Source organism: Aureimonas populi (assembly GCF_017815515.1).
Classification (GTDB): domain Bacteria; phylum Pseudomonadota; class Alphaproteobacteria; order Rhizobiales; family Rhizobiaceae; genus Aureimonas; species Aureimonas populi.
On sequence record NZ_CP072611.1, the window covers coordinates 1,236,887 to 1,251,401 of the forward strand.

General features: G+C 62.5%; 16 protein-coding genes and 2 pseudogenes. 7 read left to right on the forward strand and 11 right to left on the reverse strand.

Annotated elements, in window-relative coordinates; translation table 11 throughout:
• Positions 1-64: 64 nt before the first annotated feature.
• Together J7654_RS05710 and J7654_RS05715 are read right to left on the reverse strand one after the other, a co-directional pair.
• Entirely contained in the window at positions 65-571 is a 507-nt protein-coding gene (locus tag J7654_RS05710) for a GNAT family N-acetyltransferase (RefSeq protein ID WP_209738949.1), read from the reverse strand.
• Positions 572-575: 4 nt separating this feature from the next.
• The gene (locus J7654_RS05715; protein WP_209738951.1) at positions 576-872 is read right to left on the reverse strand and encodes a type II toxin-antitoxin system TacA family antitoxin; all 297 of its coding nucleotides are present in this window, start codon (positions 870-872) and stop codon (positions 576-578) included.
• A gap of 274 nt (positions 873-1,146) precedes the next feature.
• Here J7654_RS05715 and J7654_RS05720 point away from each other — a divergent pair, with 274 nt between their 5' ends.
• Positions 1,147-1,359: a hypothetical protein gene (locus tag J7654_RS05720; protein WP_245195671.1), complete on the forward strand. Its 213-nt coding sequence runs from the start codon at positions 1,147-1,149 to the stop codon at positions 1,357-1,359.
• Positions 1,360-1,378: 19 nt separating this feature from the next.
• Positions 1,379-3,088 (forward strand): recombinase family protein, encoded by a 1,710-nt coding sequence (locus J7654_RS05725; protein WP_209738953.1) that lies wholly within the window; start codon positions 1,379-1,381, stop codon positions 3,086-3,088.
• A 489-nt stretch (positions 3,089-3,577) separates the two neighbouring features.
• Here the strand turns inward: J7654_RS05725 and J7654_RS18305 are convergent.
• Positions 3,578-3,823, reverse strand: a pseudogene (locus J7654_RS18305) (recombinase zinc ribbon domain-containing protein); the annotation flags it as partial.
• A gap of 574 nt (positions 3,824-4,397) precedes the next feature.
• Here J7654_RS18305 and J7654_RS05735 point away from each other — a divergent pair.
• The 4 genes from J7654_RS05735 (at position 4,398) to J7654_RS05750 (ending at position 6,699) form a co-directional block, all read left to right on the forward strand.
• Complete coding sequence (locus tag J7654_RS05735) at positions 4,398-4,688, forward strand: type II toxin-antitoxin system TacA family antitoxin (RefSeq protein WP_209738955.1); 291 nt, start codon at positions 4,398-4,400, stop codon at positions 4,686-4,688.
• On the forward strand, positions 4,688-5,179 hold the full coding sequence (locus J7654_RS05740) for a GNAT family N-acetyltransferase (RefSeq protein WP_209738957.1): 492 nt from the start codon (positions 4,688-4,690) through the stop codon (positions 5,177-5,179). Before J7654_RS05735 ends, J7654_RS05740 begins: the two co-directional genes overlap by 1 nt.
• Before the next feature lie 20 nt (positions 5,180-5,199).
• Positions 5,200-6,177 carry a recombinase family protein gene (locus J7654_RS05745; protein ID WP_377946496.1) on the forward strand — a complete coding sequence of 326 codons (978 nt, stop codon included), beginning with the start codon at positions 5,200-5,202 and terminating at the stop codon, positions 6,175-6,177.
• Positions 6,178-6,252: 75 nt separating this feature from the next.
• Positions 6,253-6,699 (forward strand): DUF2383 domain-containing protein, encoded by a 447-nt coding sequence (locus J7654_RS05750; protein ID WP_209738958.1) that lies wholly within the window; start codon positions 6,253-6,255, stop codon positions 6,697-6,699.
• A gap of 77 nt (positions 6,700-6,776) precedes the next feature.
• Here J7654_RS05750 and J7654_RS05755 read toward each other — a convergent pair.
• A pseudogene (locus J7654_RS05755) lies at positions 6,777-6,992 on the reverse strand (transposase); the annotation flags it as partial.
• 29 nt (positions 6,993-7,021) lie between these two features.
• Here J7654_RS05755 and J7654_RS05760 point away from each other — a divergent pair.
• Positions 7,022-7,687, forward strand: a complete 666-nt coding sequence (locus tag J7654_RS05760; protein WP_209738960.1) for a DMT family transporter — start codon at positions 7,022-7,024, stop codon at positions 7,685-7,687.
• A 65-nt stretch (positions 7,688-7,752) separates the two neighbouring features.
• Here the strand turns inward: J7654_RS05760 and J7654_RS05765 are convergent, their stop codons facing one another.
• The 7 genes from J7654_RS05765 to J7654_RS05795 form a co-directional block, all read right to left on the reverse strand.
• A complete protein-coding gene (locus J7654_RS05765; protein WP_209738961.1) occupies positions 7,753-8,640 on the reverse strand; it encodes an MFS transporter in 888 nt (295 codons plus the stop codon).
• Positions 8,641-8,645: 5 nt separating this feature from the next.
• Positions 8,646-8,906, reverse strand: a complete 261-nt coding sequence (locus J7654_RS05770) for a hypothetical protein (protein WP_245195672.1) — start codon at positions 8,904-8,906, stop codon at positions 8,646-8,648.
• Between the two features lie 201 nt (positions 8,907-9,107).
• The gene (locus J7654_RS05775) at positions 9,108-10,652 is read right to left on the reverse strand and encodes an FAD-dependent oxidoreductase (protein ID WP_209738963.1); all 1,545 of its coding nucleotides are present in this window, start codon (positions 10,650-10,652) and stop codon (positions 9,108-9,110) included.
• Positions 10,653-10,674: 22 nt separating this feature from the next.
• A complete protein-coding gene (locus J7654_RS05780) occupies positions 10,675-11,493 on the reverse strand; it encodes an ABC transporter permease (RefSeq protein WP_209738964.1) in 819 nt (272 codons plus the stop codon).
• Positions 11,486-12,337: an ABC transporter permease gene (locus tag J7654_RS05785; RefSeq protein ID WP_209738965.1), complete on the reverse strand. Its 852-nt coding sequence runs from the start codon at positions 12,335-12,337 to the stop codon at positions 11,486-11,488. Before J7654_RS05785 ends, J7654_RS05780 begins: the two co-directional genes overlap by 8 nt.
• Complete coding sequence (locus J7654_RS05790) at positions 12,334-13,500, reverse strand: ABC transporter ATP-binding protein (RefSeq protein WP_209738967.1); 1,167 nt, start codon at positions 13,498-13,500, stop codon at positions 12,334-12,336. Before J7654_RS05790 ends, J7654_RS05785 begins: the two co-directional genes overlap by 4 nt.
• On the reverse strand, positions 13,470-14,510 hold the full coding sequence (locus J7654_RS05795) for an ABC transporter substrate-binding protein (protein WP_209738969.1): 1,041 nt from the start codon (positions 14,508-14,510) through the stop codon (positions 13,470-13,472). The genes J7654_RS05790 and J7654_RS05795 overlap by 31 nt, the downstream gene beginning before the upstream one ends.
• Positions 14,511-14,515 lie beyond the last annotated feature (5 nt).

Here is a 14,515-nt window from a genome sequence, read left to right on the forward strand (position 1 = left end):
AGATAGTAGCGTCATCAGCGTGCCTGCGTCCACCGCTGGCTGTTAACTCCGTGCCTACCCGCTATCATTCCGCCTCGGCGAGGGAAGCGGCAATGGCCGCGATCGAGCGGAAGAGGACGAGCGGATCGTCTTTCGTCCGAACGAAGCCGCGCCTGTCCCAAAACCGAGCCGCGTCCTCATCGACCGCATTGACCATCAGCGCCCGTCCCCCGATCAGGCTCGCCGCCTGGACGCAGCGCTGGAGCGCATGCTTGACGAGACCCGTTCCGATGCCCTGCCCCGTCCAGGCGGTGTCCGACGCAAGTTGACCGAGAAGCAGACAGGGCACGGGGTCCGGCGGTTGCCCGGTGCGGATCGAGCGCGGCAGGACGGACGGCACGACAGCGGTCGGTGCCAGGCCGTAATAGCCGACGACCCGGTTGTCCTCGTGAACGACGAGAACGGCGGTAAAACCCTTCTGCTGGTTCGACAGCGCGCGCGTCTTTAGCCAATGATCGAGCACCGGCTTGCCGCAGGAGAAGTGTGAGACGTCGTGCCCTGCGTTGAGGAGCTCGGGTGCCGATAGAACCACGGGATCAGCGCTTGGCGGCGTAGCCTGGCTCCCAAGGCGCTGGCCGCTTGGCAAGCTCGACCATCTCGGGAACGGTAGCGGCCGGGCCGGACAGCGTCTCCATGAAGTCCGCAAACCCTTCCGGGCTCATACGGATCAGTCCGGCCTCCATGACCACGTCCTCTGCTGCCCGCACGGCAGCGTCGCGCACGAAGTCGGTGCGCGAACGGCCGCGCAGTGCCGCCGCGCGATCGATCATCGCGACGTCGGCCTCTGGCAGACGCATCGAGAGCGGGTATTCCTTGCGGGTAACGGTGGCCATGGCAATTCTCCTTCAGGGAAGCGTATAAACGCTTGTAGCGCCAAACGCAATACGATAGTGTTGCGTTTGATGGAGCTGCTCGTTCCAGCACTGCCCGAGGTCGCTATGTTTCACGCCTACGCGCCCAACGAATCCCATAGGTTATTTCGCTATGCCAGCGTTCGCCACGCTGCGCGAACATGCGACAGGGTGCGCTTCGCCACGCCCTTTGCCGCCCGCGATACGCTCGTGATTCCAGTTGTTTGGACGTCCTGCGGCATGGATGCTCGGGCGCATGAGCAAAACGGCATCCACCACCGAAGCGATGACGCCAAGCGAGCGGGAAGACCTGCTCGACGCGCTGCTGCTCGGAGAGCAGGAGCTTGCCTTCACGCCGTGCGGCGATCCCGATCCCCGTCTCATCCGCCTCGTCGAGTTCCTGGCCCGGCAGGCGGCGCGCGAATGCTACGAGACGGAGCTGAAGCAGAAGGAGGAGCGCACCTCCTGACCAAAGAAGGAGATGCGCCATGAGGGTCGCGCTCTACGCCCGTTATTCGTCCGACCACCAGCGCGATGCCTCGATCGCCGATCAGTTTCGCATGTGCAGGCTCCACGCCGAGAAGCAGGGCTGGCGCATTGTCGAGGAATATTCCGATCACGCCATTTCCGGCGCGTCGCTCCTGCATCCCGGCATCCAGGCCCTGATCTCCGACGCTTCGCGCGGCCGCTTCGACCTGATCCTTGCCGAGGCGATGGATCGCCTCTCACGCGATCAGGAGGACATCGCGGGCATCTTCAAGCGCATGTCCTACGCGGGGGTGACGATGTTCACTCTCTCCGAGGGTGAGGTCAGCCATCTGCATGTCGGGCTGAAGGGCACTATGAACGCGCTGTTCCTGAAAGACCTTGCCGACAAGACGCGGCGCGGCCAGCGTGGGCGCGTCGAGGCTGGCAAGTCGGGTGGTGGCAACGCCTATGGCTATGACGTGGTCAAGAAGCTGGATGCCAATGGCGAGCCGATCCGGGGCGACCGCACTATCCACGAGGCGCAGGCCAATGTCGTGCGCCGCATCTTCCGTGACTACGCGGCCGGCAAGTCGGCCAAGACGATCGCCGTCGCGCTCAACAAGGACGGTACCCCCGCTCCTTCCGGCGGCGACTGGGGCTTCAGCACCATCAACGGCAATCCCAGGCGCGGCAATGGCATCCTCAACAACGAGATGTATGTCGGCAAGATCGTCTGGAACCGCCAGCGCTTCGTGAAGGACCCCGACAGCGGCAAGCGGCAGGCCCGGCCGAATCCTCAATCCGAATGGGTGATTCAGGACGCGCTGGAGCTACGTATTCTCGATGACGAGTTGTGGGAGACGGTGAAGGCGCGGCAGGCTGGCAACACCATCGCGCGCGACGCCGGTGGCAAGGCCGATGTCGCCGCCGTCAATTATCGCCGGCGGCCACGCTACCTGTTCTCGGGCCTGACTCAATGCGCTTGCTGCGGGGGCGGGTATTCGGCGATCTCGGCGACGCTGATCGGCTGCTCGACGGCGCGCAACAAGGGCACCTGCGACAACCGCGTCAACATCCGCCGCGACGAGCTGGAGGCGCGCGTTCTGAACGCGCTGCGGCACCGCCTCGTCGATCCCGCGCTGTTCGCCCGTTTCTGTGAGACATTCACGCGCGAGATGAACCGGCTGCGCATGGAAGGCCGCGCCGGCATAGTCTCGGCCGAGGCCGAGATCGCAAAGATCGAGCGCGAGCTGGCAAAGCTGCTGACCGCCCTCAAGGCGGGCGGGCCGCTGCAGGCGATCGTCGAAGACATGAAGCGGCTGGAAGCCCGGAAGGCGGAACTGACCACGTTCCTCGCCGAGGCGGACGAGCCGCCTCCACTACTGCATCCCTCGATGGCGCTGCAGTACCGGGCCCGTGTGCAGGGCCTCTACGAGGCGCTACAGGGTGAAAACGAAGAGAAGCGGGTCGAGACGGCGGAGATCATCCGTTCGCTGGTCGAGGCGATCGTGCTGACGCCGGTGGATGGGAAGGTCGAGATCGACGTTCGCGGCGATCTTGCTGGAATCCTTACGATTTCCGCACAAACGAAAAACCCCGCCGGAGAGCGGGGTGGATCGCAGGTAAAGATGGTTGCGGGGGGTCGCTTTAACCTTTGTCCTAACTTCGCCGGGCTTTTGCCTGTGTTCGGCATCAACGAAGTCGAGGATGCCAAACAGCTCGCCGCGTAGCTTCGCGTGGACCTCGCCGCGCTTATCGCCGGGCATGATCACGACTTCCTCGATTAGCGAGCGCAGTTCCTCGGCGGCGAGGCGACCCTCGTCCTCCTTGTGCAGGGCTTCGGTGAACCGTTCGACCCGCTTGCGGTAGATGCTGGCGATGTTGGGATGAACGTCCGGCGTGTCGGTCGGGACCTGGGCCCGGCGCGCGATGATCTCTGCCTTCTGGCGCTCCAGCTCGTCCATGCGCGCTTTCATCGACGGCTGGTACATGCCGTCCTCAATGGCCGCGATGATCCCGGCAATGGCCTTGTCGATCTTCTCCAACGCCTTGCGTTCCTGCTCGCCCTTCGCTCGGCGCTCCCGGTTGAGGCGGTTCATTTCCTCGGCGAAGGCACGCACTGTTTCCTCGACGGCCCACGCCGAGATCAGCCTGTCCTTGAGACCGGACAGCACACGTTCCTCGATCTTCTCACGGGTGATGGTCTTGTTGTTGTCGCAAGTGCCACGCCGGTGATGATTGAGGCAACCGTAACGATCACGCAGGATGAGGCCGTACTTGCCGCCGCAGCAACCGCAGGTCAGCAGGCCGGAAAGAAGAGAAACGGGCCGCTTCTTCTCATGCAGCTTGCGCGCCTTCGCCTTTCTGACGCCCTCGGCCGTCGCCTCGAACCGGACGGCGATGGCCTTCTGGCGAGCGCGCACCGCGTTCCAGACCGCGTCGTCCACGATGCGCAGATGCGGCACCTCACTCCTGATCCACTTTTCCGGCGGGTTCGGCCGTGAAGGCGAAGCCCGGGCCGTGCTGATGGCGCTTGGGGCCGCTGATCCGAGATCGTTCGTGGTCGAGGCACGCAATCGCGGTGCCGATGCCTTTCTCGAGAGCCCTTTGAGTCGTCGCTTGCTTCATTCGGTGGTTGCTGCCGAGGGCGTGTGGCCAAGCAGTCGTTTCGAGCTGTTCGAAAAGGCTATCTGGGCGTTGGCCCACGAGCACGATCCCGAACGGGCGACAGATCCCAGGCCGAACGTTGAAGCAATCATCGACGCCGCATCGAGAATGTGCTTCCACGCCCTCGCTTCGGGCGCCAAGGCGTTCTGGGCACGAGGCCGACGCGTCCGAGCGGCTGGACAGGGTGGTGCTGACCATCGCCCGCCTGATCGGCAGGCAGATCGCACGCGAGCATTTCGAGGCGCTGCAGGCCGCCAACGACATTGCGCCACCGACGCGAGACGAGCCGGACGGAAAGGACACATGAAGGTGCGGGCAATTTGTCTTGACAATGTCTGTCGTTCTGATAGAGTGCGGTCAGGAGACAACACCATGACCACACGCATCACCCGCACCGAAAAGCTCGATCTTCGCCTGACGGCGGAGGCCAAGCACACCCTTGCCGTCGCCGCGCAGGCGCAGCGCCGTTCGTTGAGCGAGTTCGTGCTTGAAAGCGCGCTTGGCCGGGCCGAGGAAGCCCTTGCCGACCGTCGCGTGTTCCAGCTTCCGCCCGAGAGGTGGGAAGCCTTCGTCGCCGCGCTGGACGCGCCGCCGCGCGATCTGCCGCGCCTGCGCAGGCTGCTGAACGAGCCGGGCGTCTTTTCGGACGATAATCGTTCGTAATGGGCCTTCGCATCGAAAAGCTGCATCGTCGCCATGCCGTCGAGAACTTCGACTGCGGCGAGGACGCGCTGAATCGCTTTCTGGTCCGCTTCGCCCTGCCGAACCAGATGGCGAATGCCTCGCAGACCTATGTGGGTGTTGCGGATGACGACGCCATCGTTGGTTTTTACACGCTCGTTGTCGGCGAGGTCCGCTATGAGGAAGCCCCCGAGCGGCTGACCAAGGGACTGGCCCGGCATCCCGTGCCGGTCATGCTGCTGGCCCGGCTTGGCGTCAGCGAGGCGTGGCAGGGCAAGAAGATCGGCGCGGGATTGCTGCGCGATGCCGTTCTGCGGACGCTGCAAGTGGCCGACATTGCCGGTGTCCGCGCGCTCGTGGTTCACGCCAAGAACGACGCGGCACGGACGTTCTATGAGCGGTTCGACTTCCAGCCGTCTCCGACCGATCCGCTGCATCTGTTCGCACTCATCAAGGATTTGAAGAACCTCTAGACAGGAAGGACGCGGCCGCCATGACCCGCGCAGCCCTTTACGCCCGCTATTCGTCCGACAACCAGAGCGAGGCGTCCATCGAGGACCAGTTCCGGCTTTGCCGGGAACATGCGCAGCGGGAGCGGTGGCAGATCGTCGGTTCCTACGAGGACGCGGCTATATCGGGATCGAGCACGATCCTGCGTCCCGGCATCCAGCGGCTGATGCGCGATGCGCAGCATGGCGAGTTCAACATCCTGCTGGCCGAGGCGCTGGACCGGATCAGCCGCGATCAGGCGGATGTGGCGACTCTCTACAAGCATCTGAAATTCGCAGGCATTACCATTGTCACGCTGGCCGAGGGCGAGATCAGCGAATTGCATGTCGGCCTGAAAGGCACGATGAACGCCCTGTTCCTGAAAGACCTTGCCGACAAGACGCGGCGTGGCTTGCGGGGCAGGGTGGAGAAGGGCAAGGCGGGCGGCGGTCTCTGCTACGGCTATCGCGTTGTGAAGAAGTTCGACGGTAATGGCGAGCCGATCCGGGGCGACCGGGAGATCGTGCTAGAGGAAGCGGAGATCGTGCGCCGTATCTTCCGCGAGTTCGCCTCCGGCAAAAGCCCGAAGGCCATTGCCGTTGATCTGAACAGAGACGGCGTTCCCGGTCCGCTCGGCCGCGCATGGGGCGACACCAGCATCCGGGGCCATGTCTCGCGCAGCACCGGCATCATCAACAACGAGCTTTATGCGGGCGTGCTTGTCTGGAACCGCCAGCGTTTCGTCAAGGACCCGTCCACCGGCAAGCGCGTCTCGTCCAAGGGCAGAAGGCGCGCCACGGTGATCGCGCCATTGTTGGCCGCCCGTCGCATGGCTCCGAGATCGACGGCATCGCGCCAATCCTCTGCACGGCAGGTGAGACGCCAACGACGGTTCTTGTTCCCCGACAAGGTATTGGCGAGTTGCAGGAGCTTGGGCGTGTTCTCGCGGAACGTCTGGGTGCGGCGATCAGAGGTTTGTTAGCCAGCTTCATGCTGGTGCCGGAACGCGTGGAGCCCCTACAGCCTTCATGTTTCATCAGCATGAAGGGAGCGACCGATGGTCACGACAGTCGGAACCGAAAACACGTTTGAGAAGCTCGTTCAGAACCTGCTCATTCTTGAGCACGATGCGATCGCCGCCTATGACTCGACGATCGACAAACTCAAAGATCCAGTCTCCAAATCGAAGATCGCCGAGTTCAAGGGCGACCACGAAAGCCACGTCGCAGAACTGACGCGCCTCGCGGGCGCGATCGGCACCAACGCCCCGCAGGAAGGTGACGCCAAGCAATATTTGACGACAGGCAAGGTGGCGCTCGCTTCGTTGGTCGGCGACAAGACGATCCTCAAAGCCATGTCGACCAACGAAGTCGAGACAAAAATGGCTTACGATCAGGCTTCGAAAAACGAGACAGCCACCCCGGAAGCCCGATCGTTCTTCCAGAAAGCCTTCGCCGACGAATCCCGGCACAAGGACTGGATGGACGCCGCCGCCGGCACCTGACGGACGCTTCCTGCGCCTCGGCGAAGGTCGGGGCGCAAGGCCCTTCGGGCATCCGCCGCCCCTAGAGCTTCGGACGTTTAATCGGAGGCATACCCTGCGGCATTGAGGAAGTTCCAGCATTCGGTCGGAGTGAAGAGGTCGCAGATTTTGCCGATGGCGGGCCAGAGGGCGTCGAAGGAGCGCGCACCAGCCTTTCGCAGATGCGCCTTGAGTTTGGCGAAAGCCATCTCGATCGGGTTCAAGTCCGGGCTGTAGGGTGGCAGGAAGAGGAACCAGGCACCCTTTTCCTTCAGGCAGGCCGCGGCCTTGGACGTTCAATGCCATGCGCAACGTCCTCGCCGCGTTGCTGCTCGGTCTTCTGCTTTGGTACAGGCGCGGGTTCGGGAACATCCTTCCTGATCGGGAAGAGAGGTCCGCAGCCTGTCTCGTGGGTATCCTGCAGATCGGGGTAATGACCGGGGGCACCACGCTTGCGATGCAGTACATCGATGCGAGCCGCACCGTTCTCATCGCCTATTCCATGCCGCTCTGGAGTGCAGTCCTGAGCTTTCTTTACCTGAACGAGCGCGCCTCTCGGTCGATGCTTATGGCCCTATGTCTGGGCTCTACGGGTATGGCGGTTCTGGTCGCACCCTGGTCGAGGGACTGGTCAAGCCCTGGACCCATGTTGGGGTCCGGCATCGCCCTCCTGGCGACGCTCGGCTGGGCTTCGGGATCCATCCTGCATCGCTCGCGGACCTGGCGTTCCGATCTCTGGCAGTTGGTTTTCGTTCAACTTCTGGCAGGCGCGGTCTTCTCCCTTGTCGCGGCCGTGTTGTTCGAGGTTCATACCACGAGCTTTACCCCCACCTTTGTTGCGATCGCGATCTGCAGCCCAATCGGCCCGAGCATCCTCGGTTTCTGGTTCTGGGCTCGCGCACTTCGCCAGCTCTCGGTCACCACGGCGAGCCAAGCCTTGCTGCTCTCGCCTCGGCACGTCCAACTGTGAGAGGAAGCCGCGCAAGATCAGACACGCCGCCGCGATCCCGAAGGTCGGGACGAATCCGGCGATGATCAGCAGGAGGCTGGAGGGGACATGGCCGACAAGCATCGTGCCGATGAGTCCGATCCGGCGACTGATCGGAGCGGCGAGGAGCTGGGCTGAAGCGGCCATCGTTCCTGCGACGAAGAAGAGGGTGCCGCTCTCCGTGAGCGAGGCGTCGAACCGCTGGACGAGCCAGAGGATGACGAGCGCGTTGACGACAAAGCCGCCGCCGAACGCATCGACGCAGAAGATGGCGACCATTCGGCCGATCGTCTGCGTGACGCCCCCAGACGAACGGGTGGCGCAGGTATGGCCTCCGCGCGGGCCAGCTTCATCCGGCTATACGACAAGAAGACGCCGCTAACGAGAAGCGCATAGCAGAGGAAGACCAGCGTCGAGGCTTCCCCCTCTCCCAGCGTCGCGGAAAGAAGGGGAAGGGCACCGATCGCCAGGGCGCCGATCGCCCCGGCGACCGCGCCGATGAAGGAGTAGTAGCCAAAGACCGTTCTTTGCGCCGTGCCCTGGATCAGCTCCGCAAGCGCCACGTGTTCCATGGGACGAAAGAGGTTCACTTCGCCGCCGTGCGGGTTGAGCGATCCGAAGAACGCGATCAGCATCAAAGTCGGCAGAGTCGCGTTCATCGACCAGCCGACGCCCGAGAGCACCATGCTGAGGCTTGCCAGGCATAGGACGGCCTGCACTCCGACGCGGTGAACGAAAGCGCCCGCCAAGCCGATCGTGAAGGCGGAACCAAGAAGCATGCACGATGCGACCGCGCCCACGATCACGGAGTCGAAGCCGCGCGCAGCCAGATAGATGGGAATCATCAGCGCCAGGAAACTGTCGCAGAAGACCCGGACGGCACGTATGACAAGGATGAGTTTCGCCTGCGCCGGCAGGTTGAGTGTCGCTGGCATGGCCGTCAGCGCTTCCCCTCGATTCCCAAGTCGCGCAGGAGCGTTGTCTCGCGGTTTGCTGTCTTCACGCGATCGCTGCCATGATTGGCGAAGGATGGAAGCCAGCCGCTCGGGATGCTGCTCCGCATGCCGGGCAGCGACATCGGCACGATGGACGACCCATTCAAACAGCCCGCATTGCCGTAGCTCGCGCCCGAACCGGGCTCGTTGGAGTCGACGACGATGACCTCGCGCCCTACCCGTTGAAGCCAAAGCGCGCAGGACATCCTGACGATCCCAGCTCCGACAACGGCGGTCCGTGACGTGTTCACTCCGGCCACCTCGTTTACTGAACCGATCCAAAACGACCATAGTTCCGACATGCACTGCGGAACACTTCCCTGCGTACAATTTGGGCGTCCGCTGCCTCACCGCCCCTTTCGATTGATGTGAAAACTGACAGCCCCAGCTCCCACCAGAGAAAGTTCTCAAATCTCGTCGATTAAGGCATCTACCCGGTGCTGTCGGCTGACGTAACTGCGGAAATCATCAATCTCCGCTGCTTGGCGCCTCTCGGACCAGCCGAACTTATCGCTCATGGCCGCTACCACGCGGGAAAGCAGCATTGCTGTAACGACATTGTCCCAGAACAGCATGGTGCGGCGACATAAGATATCGACGGCGGAAGTAGCGCATTCAACATCGATGAAATGGGCGACGGCTGCGTCGAGTTCCGCCTTGGACGAAGTCGGGTTCAGGTTCGGCCGGGAGCGTGGCGCGTAGTCGATCCTGCAGCCTGTGCCCGAAGGGGATAGCCTTTTGCGTATCTCGTCGACGATCCGCCGCGCCGTAGCGCGATGGTTGACGATGATTCCCCAGGTGACGGCGAGGAGATTGCGCGCGCCCTCGTCCGTCATGTCGTGGAAAATACTGAAAGGCAGCCGCTTGCCATGGGCGTGCTCGGGATCGAAGGTGATCGGCCGCGCTCCCGCCCAGGCCAGCTCGACCCTCGCATCCATGATCGGGAGGCCTGGCAGCAACGCCTGCGCCTCGCGCTTCAGAAAGGAGATGTCCTCGTCGTCCGGTGTGACCTCATTGGGATCGCCGTCATAGATCGTCTCGGTCGGGCCGATATAATGATACTCGCCCCAAGGTAGGCAGAAGATGTGCTCACCCAAGGAATTCTCGCCGGCGATACCGTGGCCGCGATATTCCTTCGGCAGTCGCACAAGAATATGCACCCCCTTCATCGCGCGGACCCGGGGCGGAATGTTGTGAAGGCCAGGAACCAAGCGGTTGGCGGCGTCGATCTCGATCCCGGCCAGGTTCAGCACATAGGCCGCCTCGACCGTGGCGCTCCCCGTCATATCGGAGAGCTGGAGGCGCCAAGCCGATGCGCCGCTTTTCTCCAGGCCAACAACTCGTGTATAGTTGCGCACGACTGCGCCCAGATCGCGCGCATTGAAGCAAGCGTCCAGGGCGATGCGCTCGGGCCAGATGAACTGCTGGTCATCGAACGCCACCACTGAACGGATCGCCTCGGGCCGGGTGAGATGGCGCACAAACGGGTGTGGAGATTTCACGCCTTTCCAGCGCCGGTAATTGATCGGGCTCCGGCCGCGGTTCATCCACCTCACCAGCATCGCCCCGATATCGACGTGCCAACCGGAGTAGCCCTGTCCGGCGTAGATCGGCAATGCGATGTCCATCGGCCGCAGATAGGGGCGGATCGTCGTGTAGAGTTCGCCCTGGGCCTCGGCCATCTCCTTCGCGGTGCGGATTTTCATCCAAAGCTGGCCTGGGGCGGAGAAGAACTCCCAAACCGTCTTCTTGGGAGCTAGAAAGCGCAGGCCGCAATGCAGGATACGTCCCGAGCGGCTGGTCGCGCCGCTGGCGAAATCGTTCTGGTCGACTAGCAGGACCTTGTAGCCCGCAGCAGCGAGGTGCTGGGCGGCCGAACAGCCGTTGATTCCCGCGCCGATGATCGCGACGTCGAAGGACTGTCCTTCGAGTTCACGGAGTTCGCTTCGCACGTTTCTTCTCCTTGAAGGCAGGTCAGGTCAACCGGCTTGCATTGGCGCGGTTGATCCGCAGCAGGACGGCCATCACCAGGATGACCATGACGATTTCCATCACCGATACTGCCGCAATGGTCGGGTCGATCTGCAAGCGGATATTGTCGAACATCTTCTTAGGTAGCGTGCCGAAGGTTCCCGACAGGAACATCGCCACTACGAGTTCATCAAAGGACGTGATGAAGGCGAGGAAGGCTGCGGACAAGAGGCTCGGACGGATCTGGGGAATGGTGATACGGCGGATCGCGGTCAAGCGGCTCGCGCCTAAGCCCAGGGCGGCGATCTCCTGGTCCATGTCGTATTCCCGCAGGCTTGCCGCCAGCACGATCACAACAAAGGGCAGGCACAAAATCGCATGCGCGAGGGCGATACCGAACCAGTTCCCCACCAATCCAAGACTCGAGAATAACGAATACATCGAAACCGAATAGACGATGGAAGGGACCACCATCGGCGCGATAGCCAGTTTTTCGAGCGTCGGCGCCCAGCTGCGCAGGCCACGCGTGATGCCAAGCGCGAAGAGAAAGCCTACGGAAACCGAAATGATTGTCGCGACGATGCCGATCTGCAGGCTGAGGATCGTCGCATTGATCCAACTGTCCTGCGCGAAATAGGCCTCGTACCACTGCGTTGAGTAGCTCTCGGGCGGAAAGCGCAGGTAGGCTCCGCCGCTGAACGAGATTGGCACGACGATCAGCAGTGGAGCCAGCAGGAACAGGAAGACCAGCCAAGCAAGAACGTGGTGGATTCCTACTCCCGCCCGTCGCAGGAGGAAGGAACGGCGGCGGCTGTTAAGCATTGAGGCGTCCCCGCACCAGTAGCTTTGTGGCGAGCTTGATCAGCCAGAAGACAACCAGAACCATCAGCAGCAGGATGACGCTGAGCGTTCCGGCCATCGCCCAGTTGAGGAACGAGCCGGCCTGTTGTTCGATCAGCAGCGGGATCACCGGCACCCGCCCGCCGCCAAGCAGAGCCGGCATGATGAAGACGCCGAGCGAGAGGACGAGCACGAGGCTCACACCGGCAAGCACGCCATGGATGGTGAGCGGGATCAGCACACGCGTCAGGATCGATACCGGCCCGGCCCCTAGCCCTCGCGACGCTTCGACGAGGCTACGGTCGATCTTGGAGGCCGAACTGTAGATCGGCAGTACCATGTAGGGCAGAAGTATATGCACCATGCCGATCACAACGGCGAATTCGCTGTTCGACAGGCGCAAGGGCGTGTCGATAATGTCGAGACTCATGAGAGCACCGTTAATCGGCCCGTTGCGGCCGAGCAGTACCATCCAGGCGTAGGTGCGCACCAGTTGGCTGGTCCAGAGCGGGATCAGCAGCAGGAAAAAGGCGATCGCGCGGCCGCTACTCGTCAGGCGGCAGATATAGAAGGCAAGCGGATAAGCGATCAGCAGGTCGATCACAGTGACGATAGCGGCCAGGCGCAGCGTATTCAGGAAAACCCGCATGTAGGTGTCGCTGCCGACCACGTTGGCATAGTTCTGGATATTCCCAGGCTCAAGCGTCGTTAAAAAAAGCATCACCAGCGGATAGAAGAAAAGCAGAACCAGCAGGGCCATGGCTGGGCTGATCAGCAACACGGATCCCAAACTTCCTCCGCGAATGGAAGAGACGAGGGCATTCATCGGCCCGCCTTTCCGGACAGCGGCCGGCAATCCTCAGGTGCGACGATCATCTGCAACGTCTCCCCAAGCTCGAAGGCGCCGCCCTCGCGCGCGACGGCGCGCACGCTTATCTCATCGCCTTCGGCCAGCCGGACGCGGTAGTCGGTGAAGCCGCCGACGAAGCTGCGGCCAATGACCGTGGACGAGAAGACATTCTTCTCGTGATGGTCGGCGGCGGCAGGCGGGCGGCGCAAGGAAACGGTCTCGGGGCGGATTAGGATTCGCGTGCACTCCGCCGGCGCTGCCAAGGTGAAACGTGCCCCCGAGGCCGCGCGGAATCCACACCCCACCGGTGTGCCATCGAAAATGTTGGATTCGCCCACGAATGTCGCCACCGAGATCGAGTTCGGGTGGTAGTAGATTTCGCTTGGGGTGCCGATCTGGCGGATCGCGCCGCCGCTCATCACCGCGATGCGGTCGCTCATGACCAGCGCTTCGTCCTGATCGTGCGTAATGAAGATCGTGGTCAGGCCAAGCGAGACCTGCAGTTGCTTTACCTCCTGCTGCATGCTCTCGCGCAGACGGCGGTCCAGCGCGCTGAACGGCTCATCCAGCAGAAGCAGCGAGGGCTCGAATACGATGGCGCGGGCCAGTGCCACACGCTGTTGCTGACCGCCGGAGAGCTGCTTGGGATATCGATCGGCGAAGGCACCAAGATGAACGGATTCCAGGGCAGCGCGGGCGCGCTCGGTAGCCGGGCCTCGCCTGATTGCTCGCATCTCCAGGGGGAACATCACATTCTCAAGTACGGTGAGATGAGGGAACAGCGCGTAGTTCTGAAACACCATGCCGATCTGGCGTTCCGCAGCCGTTGCCCACGTCATGTCCATGCCGCGAATGCTGACCCGGCCTGAATCGGGCGCCTCAAATCCGGCGATGATGCGCAGCAGCGTCGTCTTCCCCGAGCCGCTGGGGCCGAGGATCGTCAGGAATTCTCCAGCCGCGACACAGAGATCGATCGAGCCAAGCGCCTCCGCTGTCCCATAGGTCTTGCGGACTTTCTCGATGTTAAGGACGGCCGCTTGCTTATCGGAATTCATGTCGATCCCCTGTTGGGCGGGCGGATCGAACCGCCCGATTCCTTTTGTTTTCGTCAGTTGTGGCTCAACATCCAAGCGGTCCAACGCTCATTGAGCGCCTCGCCGTTTTCCAGCCACCAGGCCTCATCCATCCATACCTGACGTGCGGCATTCTTCGGATGTAACGGCAGCATCTCGCGCACCTCGTCCGGTACATAATTGACATGGTCCAGATCAGGTCCCGACAGGCCAAACGCGAGCGCGTACTTTGCCTGGTTCTCGGGTTTGGCCATGATCGCGAAGAGCTGCTGGCCCAATTCGGCGTTCGGTGCGCCCTTGGGAATGGCATAGGCCGCAGCCTTCAGCACGCCACCGCCATATTCCATCTTGATTGGCGCTCCGTTTCGCACGGCCGCGTAAAACCGCGAATTCCAGCCGGTCGTCGCTACGACCTCGCCGTCGATCAGAAGTTGCGCTTGCTGAGCGCCGGTGGTCCACCAAGTCGCCACATGCGGGTAAATCTCGTCGAGTTTGGCAAAGGCCCGATCTAGGTCGAGCGGATAAAGATCGGCTGGTTCGACGCCGTCGGCAAGCAGCGCCGCCTCCAGATTGTCAATCGGATGGTTGCGCATCGCCCGCAGGCCCGGAAAGGCCTCCACGTCCCAGAACTCCGCCCAGTTGGTCGGACCACCTTCCGGGAACGCCTCGGTAGAATAGCCAATGATCGTCGAATAACTGGAAATTGGATAGAGATAGGGGTTGATCGTCTCTGGCGGGAACTTCGAACGATCGACGATCGTGTCGTCGATGGGCTCGAGGAGACCCAGCTCGATTGCGCGACCGGCGTCCTCGGATTCGACTTCCGTTACCGTGTATTCCACGTTGCCGCTTTCGACCATCACACGCAGTCGGCCGAGATCGGCGGGGCTGGAATCGAGAATCCTGACGCCGGTCACGGCCTCAAAGTCGTTGAAATAGGCCTCCCGCAGCATCGGACCATTCTCACCGCCCGAGGTGTTGACGATAATACTGTCGGGCGTGTCCTGCGCCAGCGCGGGGGCGCTCCCGCCGGCTAGAATCGCGAGGGCGGCAATCGTGTACCTAGTGTAGCTCATAAAGG